The following is a 14,588-nucleotide window of genomic DNA, read 5'->3' on the forward strand; positions in this document are numbered from 1 at the left end:
AGTAGCTCGGGCGACTCAGGCGCCGGTCACGGCGAGCTCGGCCTCCACGGCCTGCTCGAGCCGCTCCCTCAGTTCGGGAAGGGTGATCTTGGACAGGATCTCGCCGAAGAACCCGCGGACGACGAGCCGGCGGGCCACGTCCTCGGGGATGCCCCGGCTCTGCAGGTAGAACAGCTGCTCGTCGTCGAACCGGCCGGTGGCGCTCGCGTGCCCGGCGCCGGCGATCTCGCCGGTCTCGATCTCCAGGTTCGGCACGGAGTCGGCGCGCGCCTTCGGGGTGAGCACCAGGTTGCGGTTCAGCTCGAACGTGTCGGTGCCCTCGGCGGCCGCCCGGATCAGCACGTCGCCGATCCACACGGTGTGCGCGCCGTCACCCTGCAGGGCGTTCTTGTAGTGCACGTTGGAACGGCAGTGCGGCACCGCGTGGTCGACGAGCAGCCGCTGCTCCAGGTGCTGGCCCGCGTCGGCGAAGCCCAGGCCGAGCAGCTCGGCGTCGCCGCCGGGGCCGCGGTACTGCACGGTGGAGCTGTTGCGCACCAGGTCCCCGCCGAGCGCCACGGCGACGCCGCGCAGCGCGGCGTCGCGGCCCACGCTGATGTGCTGGGCGCCGACGTGCACGGCGTCGTCGGCCCACTCGTCGGTGACGATCAGCGTGAGCTGGGAGGCGTCGGCGAGCACGATCTCGAGGTTGTCCGCGAGCGTGCCCGAACCCGAGTAGGTGACCACCACCGTGGCCTGCGTGTGCGGGGTGGTGCGCACCTGCAGGTGCGCGGCCGCGCACCTGCCCTCCCCCGGGCCCTGCACGGTGACGGTGACCGGCTCGGGGGTGCCGTCCAGCGTCAGGACGGTGGCGGTGTCGAACGCCGACCAGGCCGCGGCCGCGACGCGGTCGGCGGGGACGCCGCCCTCACCGATGCGGGGATCGTCGCGGCCGACGGTCTCCGCCGCTGCGCCCTCGACGGCCACCACGGCCGTGCCGTCGAACGCCGCGGTGCCGTCGTGCAGCCCGCGCAGCCGGCGCATGGGCGTGAACCGCCAGATCTCCTCGCGCCCGCCGGGTACCTCGAAGGCCTCGACGTCGTAGGAGGTGAAGCGCTCGCCCGCTGAGGCGAGCGGCCTGTCCCCCTGACCCTTCTTGGCACCGGCCAGCTCCGGGGCGAGCCCGGCAACGTCCGCGGTCATCCGACCGAACCCTCCATCTGCAGCTCGATGAGCCGGTTCAGCTCCAGCGCGTACTCCATCGGCAGTTCACGCGCGATCGGCTCGACGAACCCACGGACCACCATCGCCATGGCCTCGTCCTCGGTGAGACCGCGGCTCATCAGGTAGAACAGCTGGTCCTCGCTGACCTTCGAGACCGTGGCCTCGTGCCCCATCGTGACGTCGTCGGTGCGGACGTCGACGTAGGGGTAGGTGTCGGAGCGGCTGATGTTGTCGACCAGCAGCGCGTCGCACTTCACCGTGGACCGGCTGTGGTGGGCGCGCGGGTTGACCTGGACCAGTCCGCGGTAGGACGTGCGGCCGCCGCCCCGGGCCACCGACTTCGAGATGATCGTCGAGGACGTGTGCGGAGCCAGGTGCACCATCTTCGCCCCGGCGTCCTGGTGCTGACCCTCGCCGGCGAAAGCGATGGACAGCACCTCGCCCTTGGCGTGCTCGCCCATGAGCCACACCGCCGGGTACTTCATGGTCACCTTGGAGCCGATGTTGCCGTCGACCCACTCCATGGTCGCGCCCTCTTCGGCCTTGGCCCGCTTGGTGACCAGGTTGTAGACGTTGTTCGACCAGTTCTGGATCGTGGTGTAGCGGCAGCGCGCGTTCTTCTTCACCACGATCTCCACTACGGCGGAGTGCAGCGAGTCCGACTTGTAGATCGGCGCCGTGCAGCCCTCGACGTAGTGCACGTAGGCACCCTCGTCGACGATGATCAGCGTCCGCTCGAACTGGCCCATGTTCTCGGTGTTGATCCGGAAGTAGGCCTGCAGCGGGATGTCGACGTGGACGCCCGGCGGCACGTAGATGAACGATCCACCGGACCACACGGCCGAGTTCAGCGCGGCGAACTTGTTGTCACCGGCCGGGATGACCGAGCCGAAGTACTCCTTGAACAGCTCCGGGTGCTCGCGCAGCCCGCTGTCGGTGTCCAGGAAGATCACGCCCTGCTTCTCGAGGTCGTCGCGGATCTGGTGGTAGACGACCTCGGACTCGTACTGCGCGGCCACCCCGGCGATCAGCCGGGCCTTCTCCGCCTCCGGGATGCCCAGCTTGTCGTAGGTGTTCTTGATGTCCGGCGGCAGCTCGTCCCAGCTCGTGGCCTGCTTCTCCGTGGACCGGACGAAGTACTTGATGTTGTCGAAGTCGATCTCCGACAAGTCCGCGCCCCAGCGCGGCATCGGCTTGCGCTCGAAGATCTCCAGCGCCTTCAGCCGGAACTCCAGCATCCACTGGGGCTCGTTCTTCAGCGCCGAGATGTCGGCGACCACATCGGCGGAGAGGCCTCGCCGGGCGGACGCACCTGCGGTGTCCGGGTCCGCCCAGCCGAACTCGTACCGGCCGAGCGCGGCGAGGGTCTCCTCCTGGGTGAGCGACTCAGGAGCGGTCGTCATACGTGGACTGCCTCCCTCTCGGGACTGTGGTGGGATGGGCGCGCCGCGCGACCTCGGGAACGTCGAGCGGGACGTGGGTGGTGCACGCGGCGTCCCCGCGCGCGATGGTCGCCAGCCGCTGCACGTGGGTGCCGAGCACGTCGGCGATGGCGACGGTCTCGGCCTCGCACAGGGCCGGGAACTCGGCCGCCACGTGGGCGACCGGGCAGTGGTGCTGGCACAGCTGCACGCCGCGGTGGGACCCGACGTGGGTCTCCCGGGCCTGGGCCGCGTAGCCGCGCTCGGACAGCACGGTGGCCAGCCGGACGGCGCGCTCGCCGGGGTCGCCGCCCGAGCCGACGACCGCCGCCGCGGAACCGATGAGGTCCCGGGCCCGCTTGCGGGCGAACCCCTCGACGGCCTCGGGCCCGAGCTCCTCGGCCAGGTAGCGCAGCGCCGCCACCGCGAGGTCGTCGTAGCCGTGGCCGAAGCGGTCGCGGCCCGCCTGGGTCAGCAGGTACATGCGGGCGGGGCGGCCGCGCCGGCGCCGGCCCCGCGAGGGCGCCTCACGCACCTCAGCCTCGCCGTCGGCGAGCAGCGCGTCGAGGTGCCGACGAACCGCCGGCGCGGACAGCTCGAGCGCCGCCGCGATCTCGCCCGCGGTGACCGGGCCCTGCTCCATGAGCATCCGGGCCACGGCCGCGCGCGTGCGACCCTCGCCGCCGGCCGCCAGGCCGTCGGCATGGGACTGCTCCGCGCTTTTCACAACACCAGTGTTTCCTATTTCCCTCCAGGACACAAACCCACCCCCCGGTTGTGACGCAGATCGCTGGTCGCCAGGGCCGAACGCGCAGGTGGGCAGGGGTGCGCTCCTGTCCGACGGGTGAGGTTCCGCGGTCCGCCGCGCTGGGCCGGGGCCACCGGCGCCGGTGGGCAGGCGGACCCGCGACGACGTGCGCGAACCGGGCGGCCCCGCCCGCCCCGCTGCCGGGTGACGCCGGTCACCCGATCGCTCCCGGCTACGCTCCCGGCATGGTCACTCCTGCGGTCGACGGCGCGGCTGCCGTCGTGCAGGAGTCCCCGCCGCGGGATCCGAGCCGGGTGGCCCGGCGCCTCGGCACCGTCGGCGCCCTGCTGATGGGCATCGGCGCGTTCGGGTCCGGCGCGCTGCCGGTGCCCAACCCCGTCTCCGGGCTGCGGATCCTCGGCCTGCCCGCGCGCAACGTCACGATCGCGATCGCCATCACCTACACCGGGCTGCTGCTGGTGGTGCTGTGCTGGCTGTGGATCGGCAAGATGCTGCGCCACCACGGGGCGGTCGCGCCCGCGCCGGACAAGGTCCAGCTGTGGAAGACCGCGATCCTCTGGTCGATCCCGCTGGCGCTGGCCCCGCCGCTGTTCTCCCGCGACGTCTACAGCTACCTCGCGCAGAGCGCCACGCTCGCGCGCGGGCTCGACCCGTACACGATGCCGCCGGCCACCGCGCTGGGCGTCGACGACCCGCTGGTGCGCAGCATCCCGACGATCTGGCGCGACACCGGCGCCCCCTACGGGCCGCTGTTCCTCGTGCTCGGCCGGGTCATCACCGCGATCTCCGGCAACGACGTCGTGCTCGGCATCGTCTGCTACCGGGTGCTCGCGCTGGCCGGCCTCGCGATGATCATCTGGGCGCTGCCGCGGCTCGCTCGTCGGTGCGGGCTCGACGCCGGGCTCGTGCTCTGGCTCGGCGCCGCCAACCCGATCGTGCTGTTCCACCTGATCAGCGGCGTGCACAACGAGGCGCTGATGGTCGGGCTCATGCTCGTCGGGATGGAGATCGGGCTGCGCGCCGGCCCGCGGATCCTCGATCCGCTTCTGCTGACCGGCGGGCTGCTCATCGTCTGCGCGTCGGCGGTGAAGCTGCCGGCCGCGATGGCGCTGGGCTTCCTGGGCATGGACTGGGCCCGCAAGCGCGGCAACCGGGTGCGCGACGTCGCGCTCGCCGCCCTGCTGCTGCTCGTCGTCGGGCTGGTCGTGTACGTGCCGCTCTCGGCCGGGCTCGGCGTCGGCATCGGCTGGGCCACCACGCTGGCGATCCCGAGCCTGATCCTGTCGTGGATGTCGGTGACCACCGATCTCGGGATGCTCGGCGGCCAGCTCGGCATCCTGTTCGGCCTCGGCGAGCACACCCAGGGCGTCCTGAGCGTCACGCGGTCCCTCGGACTGCTGCTCGGCGCCGCCGCGGTGGCGTGGGTGCTCTGGCTCACCTACCGCGGCCGGGTCGACGCGTTCACCGGCATGGCCGCGGCGATGGCCGCGTTCGTGCTCCTCGGGCCGGTCGTGCACCCGTGGTACCTGTTGTGGGCGGTCATCCCGCTCGCCGCCACCCGGGCCGTGCCGACCTACCGGCGCGCGGTGCTCGCCATCTCCGCGGTGCTCGCCGTCGTCGTGCCGCCGACCGGCGCGGACTTCAACTTCCGCGCCTTCCAGCTGCCGCTGGCGATCGTCGCCGGCGTGGTCCTGCTCATCCTGCTGCTGCTCGTGCAGCGCCACCTGCTGCGCGGCCAGACCGGCTACGACATCGAGATGCTGCCCGGCCGCTCCCCCGCGCACGCCGCCGCGCCCGGCGAGGTGTCGGCCGAGGTCTCCCGGCCGTCGTCCTAAGCTTCGAGGTGTGAGTGCACCCCCCGCCGTCGACGTGCGCGGCCTCGTGAAGTCCTACGGGGACGTGACCGCCCTCGACGGTCTCGACCTGCGCCTGGACGCCGGTCAGGTGCTGGCTCTGCTGGGCCCGAACGGTGCCGGCAAGACCACCGCCGTCGAGATCTGCGAGGGCTTCCGCACCGCCGACGCCGGCGAGGTGCGCGTGCTCGGCACCGACCCGGCGGGCGCCCCGGACGCGCTGCGCGCCCGCATCGGCGTGATGCCGCAGGGCGGTGGGGCCTACCCGGGGGTGCGCGCCGACGAGATGCTGAGGTTGGTCGCGGCCTGCTCGGCGCATCCGCTCGACGTCGACTGGCTGCTGTCGATCCTCGGGCTCGACTCGTGCGCCCGCACGTCGTACAAGCGTCTGTCCGGCGGCCAGCAGCAGCGTCTCGCGCTGGCGTGCGCGGTCGTCGGGCGGCCGGAGCTGGTCTTCCTCGACGAGCCCACGGCCGGGCTGGACCCGCAGGGCCGCCACCTCGTGTGGGAGCTGGTGCGGGCGCTGCGCCGGGACGGGGTGGCGGTGCTGCTCACCACCCACTTGATGGAGGAGGTCGAGGCGCTGGCCGACGAAGTGGTGATCATCGACCACGGCCGGGTCGTCGCCGCGGGCTCGCCCGCCGCGCTGACCGCCGGCTCTGACCACCGGGAGCTGCGGTTCCGCGCCAAGCCCGGCATGGACGTCGCCGAGCTGGCCGCCGCACTGCCCCCCGACTGCCGGGCCGCCGAGCCTGCCGCCGGCCGCTACGTCGTGCAGGGCCGCATCGATCCGTCAGTGCTCGCGACCGTCACGAAGTGGTGCGCGCAGCAGGGCGCGCTCGCGGACGACGTGCAGATCACCCGCCGCAGCCTCGAGGACGTCTTCCTCGAGCTGACCGGGCGGGAGCTGCGATGACCGCGCGCTTCCCCGAGGGGACCTTCACCCCGCGGCCCGGACCCGGCCGCCCGGCGCGGATGCTGGCCGTGCAGGCCACGACCGAGCTGAAGCTGGCGCTGCGCAACGGCGAGCAGGTGCTGCTCACCCTGTTGATCCCGGCGATGCTGCTGGTCGGGCTGACCCTGCTGCCGCTGGTGCCGATGCCCGAGCCGCGCGTCGACGCCGTCACCCCCGGGGTGCTGGCGCTGGCGGTCATGTCCACCGCCTTCACCGGGCAGGCGATCGCGCTGGGCTTCGACCGCCGCTACGGCGTCATCTCCCGGCTCGCCGCCACCGCGCTGCCGCGCTGGCTGCTGGTGACCGGCCGGCTCGTCGCCGTCATCGGCGTGGTCGTCGTGCAGCTGGTGGTGCTGAGCGTCATCGCCGCCGTGCTGGGGTGGGAACCGGCCCCCGCCGGGCTCGGCTGGGCGCTGCTGCTGGTCGTGCTCGGCGTGGGCGCGTTCGGCGCGCTCGGGATCCTGCTCGGCGGCACCGTCCGTGCGGAGATCACGCTCGCCCTGGCCAACATCGTGTGGTTCGTACTGCTGCTGGCCGGCGGGATCATCGTGCCGCTGGAGCAGTTGCCCGGCCCGATCGCCGGGGTCGCCGCGGTCCTGCCGTCCGGGGCGCTGGCCGAGGGTCTGCGCACGGCGCTGACCACCGGCGCGTCGCCCGGCTGGCAGCCGGTGCTCGTGCTGCTCGCCTGGACCGCTGCCGCCACCGCTGCGGCTGCGCGGTTGGTGCGCTGGCGCTGAACCGCTCGATCGCGGAACAGGGTGCCCGTGATCAGCGGTGATGCGGATGCGAGGCGACCGGCGCCACCTTCTACGATCTGTAGTGTGAACCTTCTCGACCGCCTGCCCACCACGTCGCGCTCGATGATGCGCGCAGTCGCGATCGCCGCGGTCGTCGCCCAGGCGGGCATCGCGGTCACCGGGTCGGTCGTGCGGGTCACCGGGTCCGGGCTGGGCTGCCCCACCTGGCCGGAGTGCTTCCCCGGCAGCCTCGTGCCCACGCCGCACCCGGAGGTCGAGCCGCTCACGCAGTGGATCGAGTTCGGCAACCGCCTGCTCACCGGCGTGGTGATCCTGGTCGCGGCGGCCTGCGTCGTGGCCGCGTGGGGCGTGCGGCCGCGCAGCGCCCGGCTGGTGCGGCTGGCCTGGCTGCAGCCGGTCGGGGTGATCCTGCAGGCGGTCGTCGGCGGGCTGGTGGTCCGGTCGCAGCTGGTGTGGTGGTCGGTGGGGCTGCACTTCCTGCTCTCGGTCGTGTTCGTGTGGCTGGCGGTGCAGCTGGTGTGCGCCGTGCGGGACGCGTTCGACGGCGGTGCCGACGGGCCACCGATCCCGGTCGTCCCGGGCCCGGTCCGCGGGCTGGTGGCCACCTCCTCGGTCGTGCTGGGTCTGCTCGTCGTCGCCGGCACGCTGGTGACGGCCGCCGGGCCGCACTCCGGCGACTCGGACGTCCCGCGGCTGGAGCTGGGCGTGCAGGCCACCGCGCAGCTGCACGCCGACCTCGTCTTCGCCTACCTGGGGCTGCTGGTCGGCCTCGGCTTCGCCCTCCGCGCGGTCGGCGGGCCCGCCGAGCTGTGGCGCCGGTACACCGCGGTGATCGCCGTCGCGGCCGCGCAGGGGGTGCTCGGCGGCGTCCAGTACGCGCTCGGCGTGCCCGAGGTGCTGGTGTCGCTGCACGTCCTCGGTTCGATGCTGGCCGTCGTGGCGGCGTCGGCGCTGTGGGCAGGTACCGTCCGACGAGCACGATCAGAGCGAGCGGTGCCCGAGCCGGCACCTGCGGAGGTGATGTGATGCGTGCGGTCCAGATCACCGAGCCCGGTGGGCCGGAGGTGCTCACCGTCAGCGAGGTGCCCGACCCGGTCGCCGGGGACGGCCAGGTGCTCGTCGAGGTGTCCGCGGTCGGCGTGAACTTCATCGACACCTACCACCGCGCGGGCATCTACCCGATCGAGGAGCCGTTCGTGCTCGGTGTCGAGGGCGTCGGCCGCATCGTCGGCACCGGTGAGCGCGTAGCGTGGGCCGGGCCGATGGGTAGCTACGCCGAGCGGGTCACGCTGCCGGCCGAGCGGGTCGTGCCCGTGCCGGACGAGCTGTCCGACGAGCTGGCCGCGGGGGCGCTGCTGCAAGGGCTCACGGCGCACGCGCTGATCGTCGACACGTTCCCCGTGCAGGCCGGGCAGGACGTGCTCGTCCACGCCGCAGCCGGCGGGCTCGGCCTGCTGCTCGTGCAGATGGCGGCGCAGCGCGGGGCGCGGGTGATCGGCACCGTCTCGACCGAGGAGAAGGCGAAGCTCGCCCGCGAGGCCGGCGCGGCGGAGATCATCAACTACACGGAGGTCAGCGATGTCGCGGGCGCGGTGCGGGACCTCACCGGTGGGGCCGGGGTGCACGTCGTCTACGACGGGGTCGGCGCCTCGACCTTCGACGCGAGCCTGGCATCGCTGCGGGTGCGCGGGATGCTGGTGCTCTGCGGTGCGGCCAGCGGGCCCGTGCCCCCGGTCGACCCGCAGCGGCTCAACGCCGCCGGCTCGGTGTACCTCACCCGCCCGAAGGTGTTCGACTACGTCCTGACCCGGGAGGAGCTGCTCGACCGCGCGGGCGCCGTCTACGGCGCGGTGGCCGACGGCAGCCTCACGGTCCGCATCGGCGGGCGGTACCCGCTCGCGGAGGCCCGCCGCGCCCACGAGGACCTCGAGGGCCGGCGCACCACCGGCAAGCTGCTGCTCCTGCCCTGATCGGGGGCGGCGAACCGGGCTCGGGCAGACTCGCCCGCGTGCCGACGACGTTCCACGATCTCGAGGCGTACCAGAAGCTGCCCAGGCTGTCCGGGCTGGTCCTCTCCCCCGACGGCTCCCGGCTGGTCACGTCGGTGTCCGAGCCGGACCCGAAGGGCACTCGGTTCCGGTCTGCGCTGTGGGAGATCGACCCGGCCGGACGGCGGCCGGCGCGGCGGCTGACCCGGGGGAGCAAGCCGGACACCGCGGCGCAGTTCCTGCCGTCCGGGGAGCTGCTGTTCACCTCGGCGCGCCCGGACCCGGCCGCGGCCAAGCCGGACGAGGACGCGCCCGCCGCGCTGTGGCTGCTCCCGGAGGCCGGTGAGGCGCGGGCGGTCGGCACCCGGCCCGGCGGGATCGCCACGCCGATGGTGGCGCGCGAGGCGGGCACGGTCGTGGTGACGTCGCTGACGCTGCCCACCGCGAGCACCGCGGAGGAGGACCAGCAGCGGCGCACCGCGCGCAAGGACCGCGGGGTCAGCGCGATCCCGGACGACGGCGCGCACGTCCAGTGGCACGATCTCACCCCCGACGCGGGCCCGGCCCTGCGCAACGCCTCCTACGACGTCACGCCGGACGGCTCGACCGTCGTCACCGGCTGGACGGTGCCGGCGGAGCGGGGTGACCGGCGCGCGCAGATCGTCGCGATCGACGTCGCGTCCGGGGAGCGGCGTGTGCTGGCCGGCGACGCCGCCCACGACTACGGCGGCCCGGTCGTCAGCCCGGACGGCCGTCGGGTCGTCTGCAGCCGCTCCACCCTGCCCACGCCGACGCGCTGCCCCGAGCAGGACCTCGTCGTGCTGGCGGTGGACGGCAGCGCCGAGCCGCGCGTCGTCACGGAGGGCTGGGACCGCTGGCCGATCTGGTACCGCTGGACCGCGGACTCGGCGGCGCTGATCGTGACAGCGGACGACCGCGGCCGCTCCCCCGTGTTCCGCCTGGAGCTCGACGGCGCCGTCACGAAGCTGACCGGCGACGACGGCGCGTACACGGATCTCGTCGTGGCCCCGGACGGATCGGCGGTGTACGCGCTGCGCAGCAGCATCGACCGGATGCCGGCGCCCGTCCGGCTCGACCCGACCACGCCCGAGCAGGAGCCCGTGGGCCTGCCGGCCCCGGCCGAGACGCCCGAGCTGCCGGGCACGCTCACCGAGGTCACCGCCACCGCCGAGGACGGCACGCCGCTGCGGTCGTGGCTGGTGCTGCCCGAGGGCGCGTCGGCGCAGCGGCCCGCCCCGCTCGTGCTCGCGATCCACGGCGGTCCGCTGGGCAGCTGGAACGCCTGGCAGTGGCGGTGGAACCCGTGGCTCATCGCGGCCCGCGGATACGCGGTGCTGCTGCCCGACCCGGCCCTCTCCACGGGGTACGGCTCCGACTTCGTGCAGCGTGGCTGGGGTGCGTGGGGTGCCGCGCCGTACACCGATCTGATGGCGCTCACCGACGCCGCCGTGGCCCGCCCGGACATCGACGAGACCCGCACCGCGGCCGCGGGCGGTTCGTTCGGCGGGTACATGGCGAACTGGATCGCCGGGCACACCGACCGGTTCCGCGCGATCGTCACGCACGCGAGCCTGTGGGCGCTCGACCAGTTCGGACCCACCACCGACGTGGCGACGTACTGGCGGCACGAGATGTCTCCGTCGATGGAGCAGGCCAACAGCCCGCACCGGTTCGCCGAGAAGATCACCTCGCCGATGCTGGTGATCCACGGCGACAGGGACTACCGGGTGCCGATCGGCGAGGCGCTGCGGCTCTGGTACGACCTGGTCAACGGGCACGACGGACCACCGGAGGAGTTCCCGCACCGGTTCCTGTACTTCCCCGACGAGAACCACTGGATCCTCACGCCGGGCAACGCGGTGGTCTGGTACCAGACGGTGCTGGCCTTCCTCGACCACCACGTGCTGGGCGAGGAGTGGCAGACCCCGGACGACCTCACCTGAGGCCCGCGCTCGGCGCGGGGTTCGCAGCTGACGACGACGGGCCGCGGGCTCCACGACGCCGAGTTGCCCCGTCCACGCACCGGCGAGTTGCCCGCTCCGGGCGAGCGAGTTGCCCCGTGAAGGACACCGAGTTGCTCCCAGCGCGACAGCGAGTTGCCTGTGCGGAACCGCGAGTCGCCCGGTGTGACCGCGGTGGTACCGGGCCCCGCCAGGCGTCTTCCCCTCAGCCGCTCGGCACCCCGTCCGGGCAGTTCACCAACCCGGGGAAGCCAACTCGCCGGCCCGGAAGGGGCAACTCGCCGGCGTGGGACCCACGACTCGCCGGCACGTGCACCCGGGACGGCCGGATTCAGCGCGGCGACCTGAAGCGGTGTCGGGACCTGCGGGTGCGTCAGCCCAACAGCGGCGGGAGGCCGATGATCGCGTCGACGGCGATGGCCGCGAAGAGGCCGCACAGGTAGCCGTTCGACAGGTGGAACAGCTTCATCGGGGCGGGGTCGGCGCCGGTCACGACCGCGCGGTGCAGCCGGTGCGCCTGGTAGATGAAGTACCCCCCGCCGGCGACGGCCGCCCCGGCGTAGATCCACGAGGTGACGGGCAGCAGCAGGAGCGTCGTCAGCACCATCACCCACGTGTAGGCGAGGATGCGCCGCGACACCTGCACCGGGGTCGCCACCACCGGCAGCATGGGGATGTTCGCCTTCGCGTAGTCGTCGCGGTAGCGCATCGCGAGCGCCCAGAAGTGCGGCGGCGTCCAGAAGAAGATCACCGCGAACATCACCAGCGCGGGCCACTCGACGGTGCCGGTGACCGCCGCCCACCCGATGACGACGGGCATGCAGCCGGCGGCCCCGCCCCACACGATGTTCTGCGCCGTGCGCCGCTTGAGCAGCAGCGTGTAGACGAGCACGTAGAACGCGATGGCGGCGAGCGCGAGCGACGCGGCGAGCCAGTTGGTGGTCAAGCCGAGGAACAGCGTCGCCACCACGCCGAGCACCAGGCCGAAGACCAGCGCGTTGAGCGGCGGCACCTCACCCTTGGCGAGCGGGCGGCGCGCAGTGCGCTTCATGATCCGGTCGATGTCGGCGTCGACGACGCAGTTCAGCGCGTGTGCGCTGGCGGCGGCGAGCGCCCCGCCGAGCAGGGTGGCGACGACCAGCCAGACCGACGGGAACCCCCGCTGGGCCAGGCACATCGCGGGGACGGTGACGACGAGCAGCTGCTCGATGATCCGCGTCTTCGTCAGACCGACATAAGCGCCGATCGTGTCGCGCATGCGCCGTGTCCGCGTGGGGCCCCGTCGGGACACGAGCACGCTCACCGGCAACCTCTTCGCGTGTGGTGGGACCGCTTTTCCACGGCGTTGTTTCTACGACGTGTCGATGGTAGCCCGGCGCATGACCGGACCGGTTCGCGGGTAGCCGTGAGGTGAATCGAACGGCAAGAGATCACACAGCACGTGGCTGCGCGGCTAGGGTGTCCCCGAGCCGGCTTGCCTCGCCGCACCGAGAGCGCCGCCCGTCCGTCCTACCTGCTGTGACCCACGAGGAGAGCTGTGGCCGACCCGACATCCGAGACGTCGATCGAGAGTCTCACGAAGATCAGCGTGCCCGACGACTGGACCGAGCTCGACACGCGGGCCGTCGACACGATCCGGGTGCTCGCGGCGGACGCCGTGCAGAAGGTGGGGAACGGGCACCCCGGCACGGCGATGAGCCTCGCCCCGCTGGCCTACGTGCTGTTCCAGCGCGTGATGCGGCACGACCCGACCGATCCCGACTGGATCGGTCGCGACCGGTTCGTGCTCTCCTGCGGACACTCCAGCCTCACGCTGTACCTGCAGCTGTTCTTCTCGGGCTACGGGCTGGAGATCGAGGACATCGAGGCGCTGCGCACCTGGGGCTCGAAGACCCCCGGCCACCCGGAGCACCGGCACACCCCCGGGGTGGAGATCACCACGGGGCCGCTCGGCCAGGGACTCGCCTCCGCCGTCGGCATGGCGATGGCCGCGCGCCGGGAGCGGGGGCTGTTCGACCCCGACGCCCCGGCCGGGGAGAGCCCGTTCGACCACCACATCTACGTCATCGCCTCCGACGGTGACATCGAGGAGGGCGTGACCGCCGAGGCCTGCTCGCTCGCCGGCACCCAGCAGCTGGGCAACCTCACCGTCATCTACGACGACAACAAGATCTCCATCGAGGACGACACCCGCATCGCGCTGACCGAGGACGTCGCGAAGCGGTACGAGGCCTACGGCTGGCACGTGCAGAAGGTCGAGGGCGGCAACAACGTCACCGGCATCCTCGACGCGATCGCGAAGGCCCGCGAGGTCACCGACCGGCCGTCCATCATCGTGCTGCGCACCATCATCGGCTGGCCCGCGCCGACGAAGCAGAACACCGGCAAGGCGCACGGTGCCGCGCTCGGCGAGGACGAGGTGGCGGAGGTCAAGAGGATCCTCGGCTTCGACCCGGACACGTCGTTCGTCGTCGAGCCGGAGGTGCTCGCGCACGCTCGCAAGGTCGTCGACCGCGGCCGCGGGGCGCGCGCCGCCTGGCAGAAGACGTTCGACGACTGGGCTGCCCGCGAGCCCGAGCGCAAGGAGCTGTTCGAGCGCATGCTCGGCCGCACCCTCCCCGAGGGCTGGGCGAAGGCGCTGCCGAGCTGGGAGCCGGACCCGAAGGGGCTGGCGACCCGCAAGGCGTCTCAAGCGGTGCTCGACTCGCTGGCCGACGTGCTGCCGGAGCTGTGGGGTGGCTCGGCCGACCTGGCGGAGAGCAACAACACGACGATGAAGGGCGCCGACTCGTTCGGCCCGGCGTCGATCGCCACCAAGATGTGGAAGGCCCACCCGTACGGCCGCACGCTGCACTTCGGCGTCCGCGAGCACGCGATGGGCGCGATCCTCAACGGCATCGCGCTGCACGGCCCCACCCGCCCCTACGGCGGCACGTTCCTCACGTTCAGCGACTACATGCGCGGCGCCGTGCGGCTGGCGGCGCTGATGAAGTCGTCGGTCATCTACGTGTGGACGCACGACTCGATCGGCCTCGGCGAGGACGGCCCCACGCACCAGCCGATCGAGCACCTGGCCGCGCTGCGCGCGATCCCCGGCCTGGACATCATCCGGCCAGCCGACGCCAACGAGACCGCGTACGCGTGGCAGGCGGCGCTCGAGCGGCCGGAGGGCCCCAAGGGCATCGCGCTGACCCGGCAGAACGTCCCCGTCCTGGAGGGTACGTCCGCCGAGGGCGTGGCCCGCGGCGGGTACGTGCTGGCTGAGGCGTCCACGGGCGAGCCGCAGGTGATCCTCATCGCCACCGGTTCGGAGGTGCAGATCGCGGTCGAGGCGCGGAAGGTCCTGGAGGCCGACGGCGTTGCCACGAGGGTGGTGTCGATGCCGTGTCTGGAGTGGTTCGAGGAGCAGGACGAGGACTACCGAGCCTCGGTGCTCCCGCCCGCGGTGCGCGCCCGGGTCAGCGTCGAGGCCGGGATCGCGATGCCGTGGTTCAAGTACACGGGCGACGCCGGTGAGCAGATCTCGATCGAGCACTACGGCGCCAGCGCCGACTACCAGACGCTGTTCCGGGAGTTCGGCTTCACCACGGAGAACGTGGTCGCCGCTGCCCGCCGCAGCCTCGCCCGAGTGACCGGCACGAACTCCTGAAGGGATTGGA

At 72.8% G+C, this 14,588-nt stretch carries 11 protein-coding genes; 7 read left to right on the forward strand and 4 right to left on the reverse strand.

The window, feature by feature from the left end:
- Nucleotides 1-15 precede the first annotated feature (15 nt).
- The 3 genes from sufD to BUE41_RS00515 are packed head-to-tail and all read right to left on the reverse strand — an operon-like array spanning nt 16 to nt 3,351.
- Entirely contained in the window at nt 16-1,182 is a 1,167-nt protein-coding gene (sufD, locus tag BUE41_RS00505) for a Fe-S cluster assembly protein SufD (RefSeq protein WP_073454815.1), read from the reverse strand.
- A complete protein-coding gene (gene sufB, locus BUE41_RS00510) occupies nt 1,179-2,606 on the reverse strand; it encodes a Fe-S cluster assembly protein SufB (RefSeq protein WP_073454816.1) in 1,428 nt (475 codons plus the stop codon). Before sufB ends, sufD begins: the two co-directional genes overlap by 4 nt.
- Complete coding sequence (locus BUE41_RS00515; RefSeq protein WP_073454817.1) at nt 2,590-3,351, reverse strand: helix-turn-helix transcriptional regulator; 762 nt, start codon at nt 3,349-3,351, stop codon at nt 2,590-2,592. The genes sufB and BUE41_RS00515 overlap by 17 nt, the downstream gene beginning before the upstream one ends.
- A 266-nt stretch (nt 3,352-3,617) precedes the next feature.
- Between BUE41_RS00515 and mptB the strand changes: the two genes are divergently transcribed.
- The 6 genes from mptB (at nt 3,618) to BUE41_RS00545 (ending at nt 10,911) form a co-directional block, all read left to right on the forward strand.
- Nucleotides 3,618-5,228, forward strand: coding sequence for a polyprenol phosphomannose-dependent alpha 1,6 mannosyltransferase MptB (gene mptB, locus BUE41_RS00520; protein WP_073454818.1), 1,611 nt, complete (start codon nt 3,618-3,620; stop codon nt 5,226-5,228).
- Nucleotides 5,229-5,238: 10 nt separating this feature from the next.
- Nucleotides 5,239-6,162 (forward strand): ABC transporter ATP-binding protein, encoded by a 924-nt coding sequence (locus BUE41_RS00525; protein ID WP_073454819.1) that lies wholly within the window; start codon nt 5,239-5,241, stop codon nt 6,160-6,162.
- Nucleotides 6,159-6,938, forward strand: coding sequence for an ABC transporter permease (locus BUE41_RS00530; protein ID WP_073454820.1), 780 nt, complete (start codon nt 6,159-6,161; stop codon nt 6,936-6,938). Before BUE41_RS00525 ends, BUE41_RS00530 begins: the two co-directional genes overlap by 4 nt.
- Before the next feature lie 126 nt (nt 6,939-7,064).
- Nucleotides 7,065-7,985, forward strand: a complete 921-nt coding sequence (locus BUE41_RS00535; protein ID WP_073455112.1) for a COX15/CtaA family protein — start codon at nt 7,065-7,067, stop codon at nt 7,983-7,985.
- Nucleotides 7,985-8,929 carry a quinone oxidoreductase family protein gene (locus BUE41_RS00540; RefSeq protein ID WP_073455113.1) on the forward strand — a complete coding sequence of 315 codons (945 nt, stop codon included), beginning with the start codon at nt 7,985-7,987 and terminating at the stop codon, nt 8,927-8,929. The genes BUE41_RS00535 and BUE41_RS00540 overlap by 1 nt, the downstream gene beginning before the upstream one ends.
- Before the next feature lie 38 nt (nt 8,930-8,967).
- On the forward strand, nt 8,968-10,911 hold the full coding sequence (locus tag BUE41_RS00545) for a prolyl oligopeptidase family serine peptidase (RefSeq protein WP_073454821.1): 1,944 nt from the start codon (nt 8,968-8,970) through the stop codon (nt 10,909-10,911).
- Nucleotides 10,912-11,302: 391 nt separating this feature from the next.
- On the opposite strand, the gene BUE41_RS00550 is transcribed toward BUE41_RS00545, so the two are convergent.
- Nucleotides 11,303-12,226, reverse strand: a complete 924-nt coding sequence (locus BUE41_RS00550; RefSeq protein WP_268794430.1) for a heme o synthase — start codon at nt 12,224-12,226, stop codon at nt 11,303-11,305.
- A gap of 240 nt (nt 12,227-12,466) precedes the next feature.
- Here BUE41_RS00550 and tkt point away from each other — a divergent pair, with 240 nt between their 5' ends.
- The gene (gene tkt, locus BUE41_RS00555) at nt 12,467-14,578 is read left to right on the forward strand and encodes a transketolase (protein WP_234996856.1); all 2,112 of its coding nucleotides are present in this window, start codon (nt 12,467-12,469) and stop codon (nt 14,576-14,578) included.
- The last annotated feature ends 10 nt before the right edge of the window (nt 14,579-14,588 follow it).

This window comes from Pseudonocardia thermophila, from assembly GCF_900142365.1.
Lineage (GTDB): Bacteria > Actinomycetota > Actinomycetes > Mycobacteriales > Pseudonocardiaceae > Pseudonocardia > Pseudonocardia thermophila.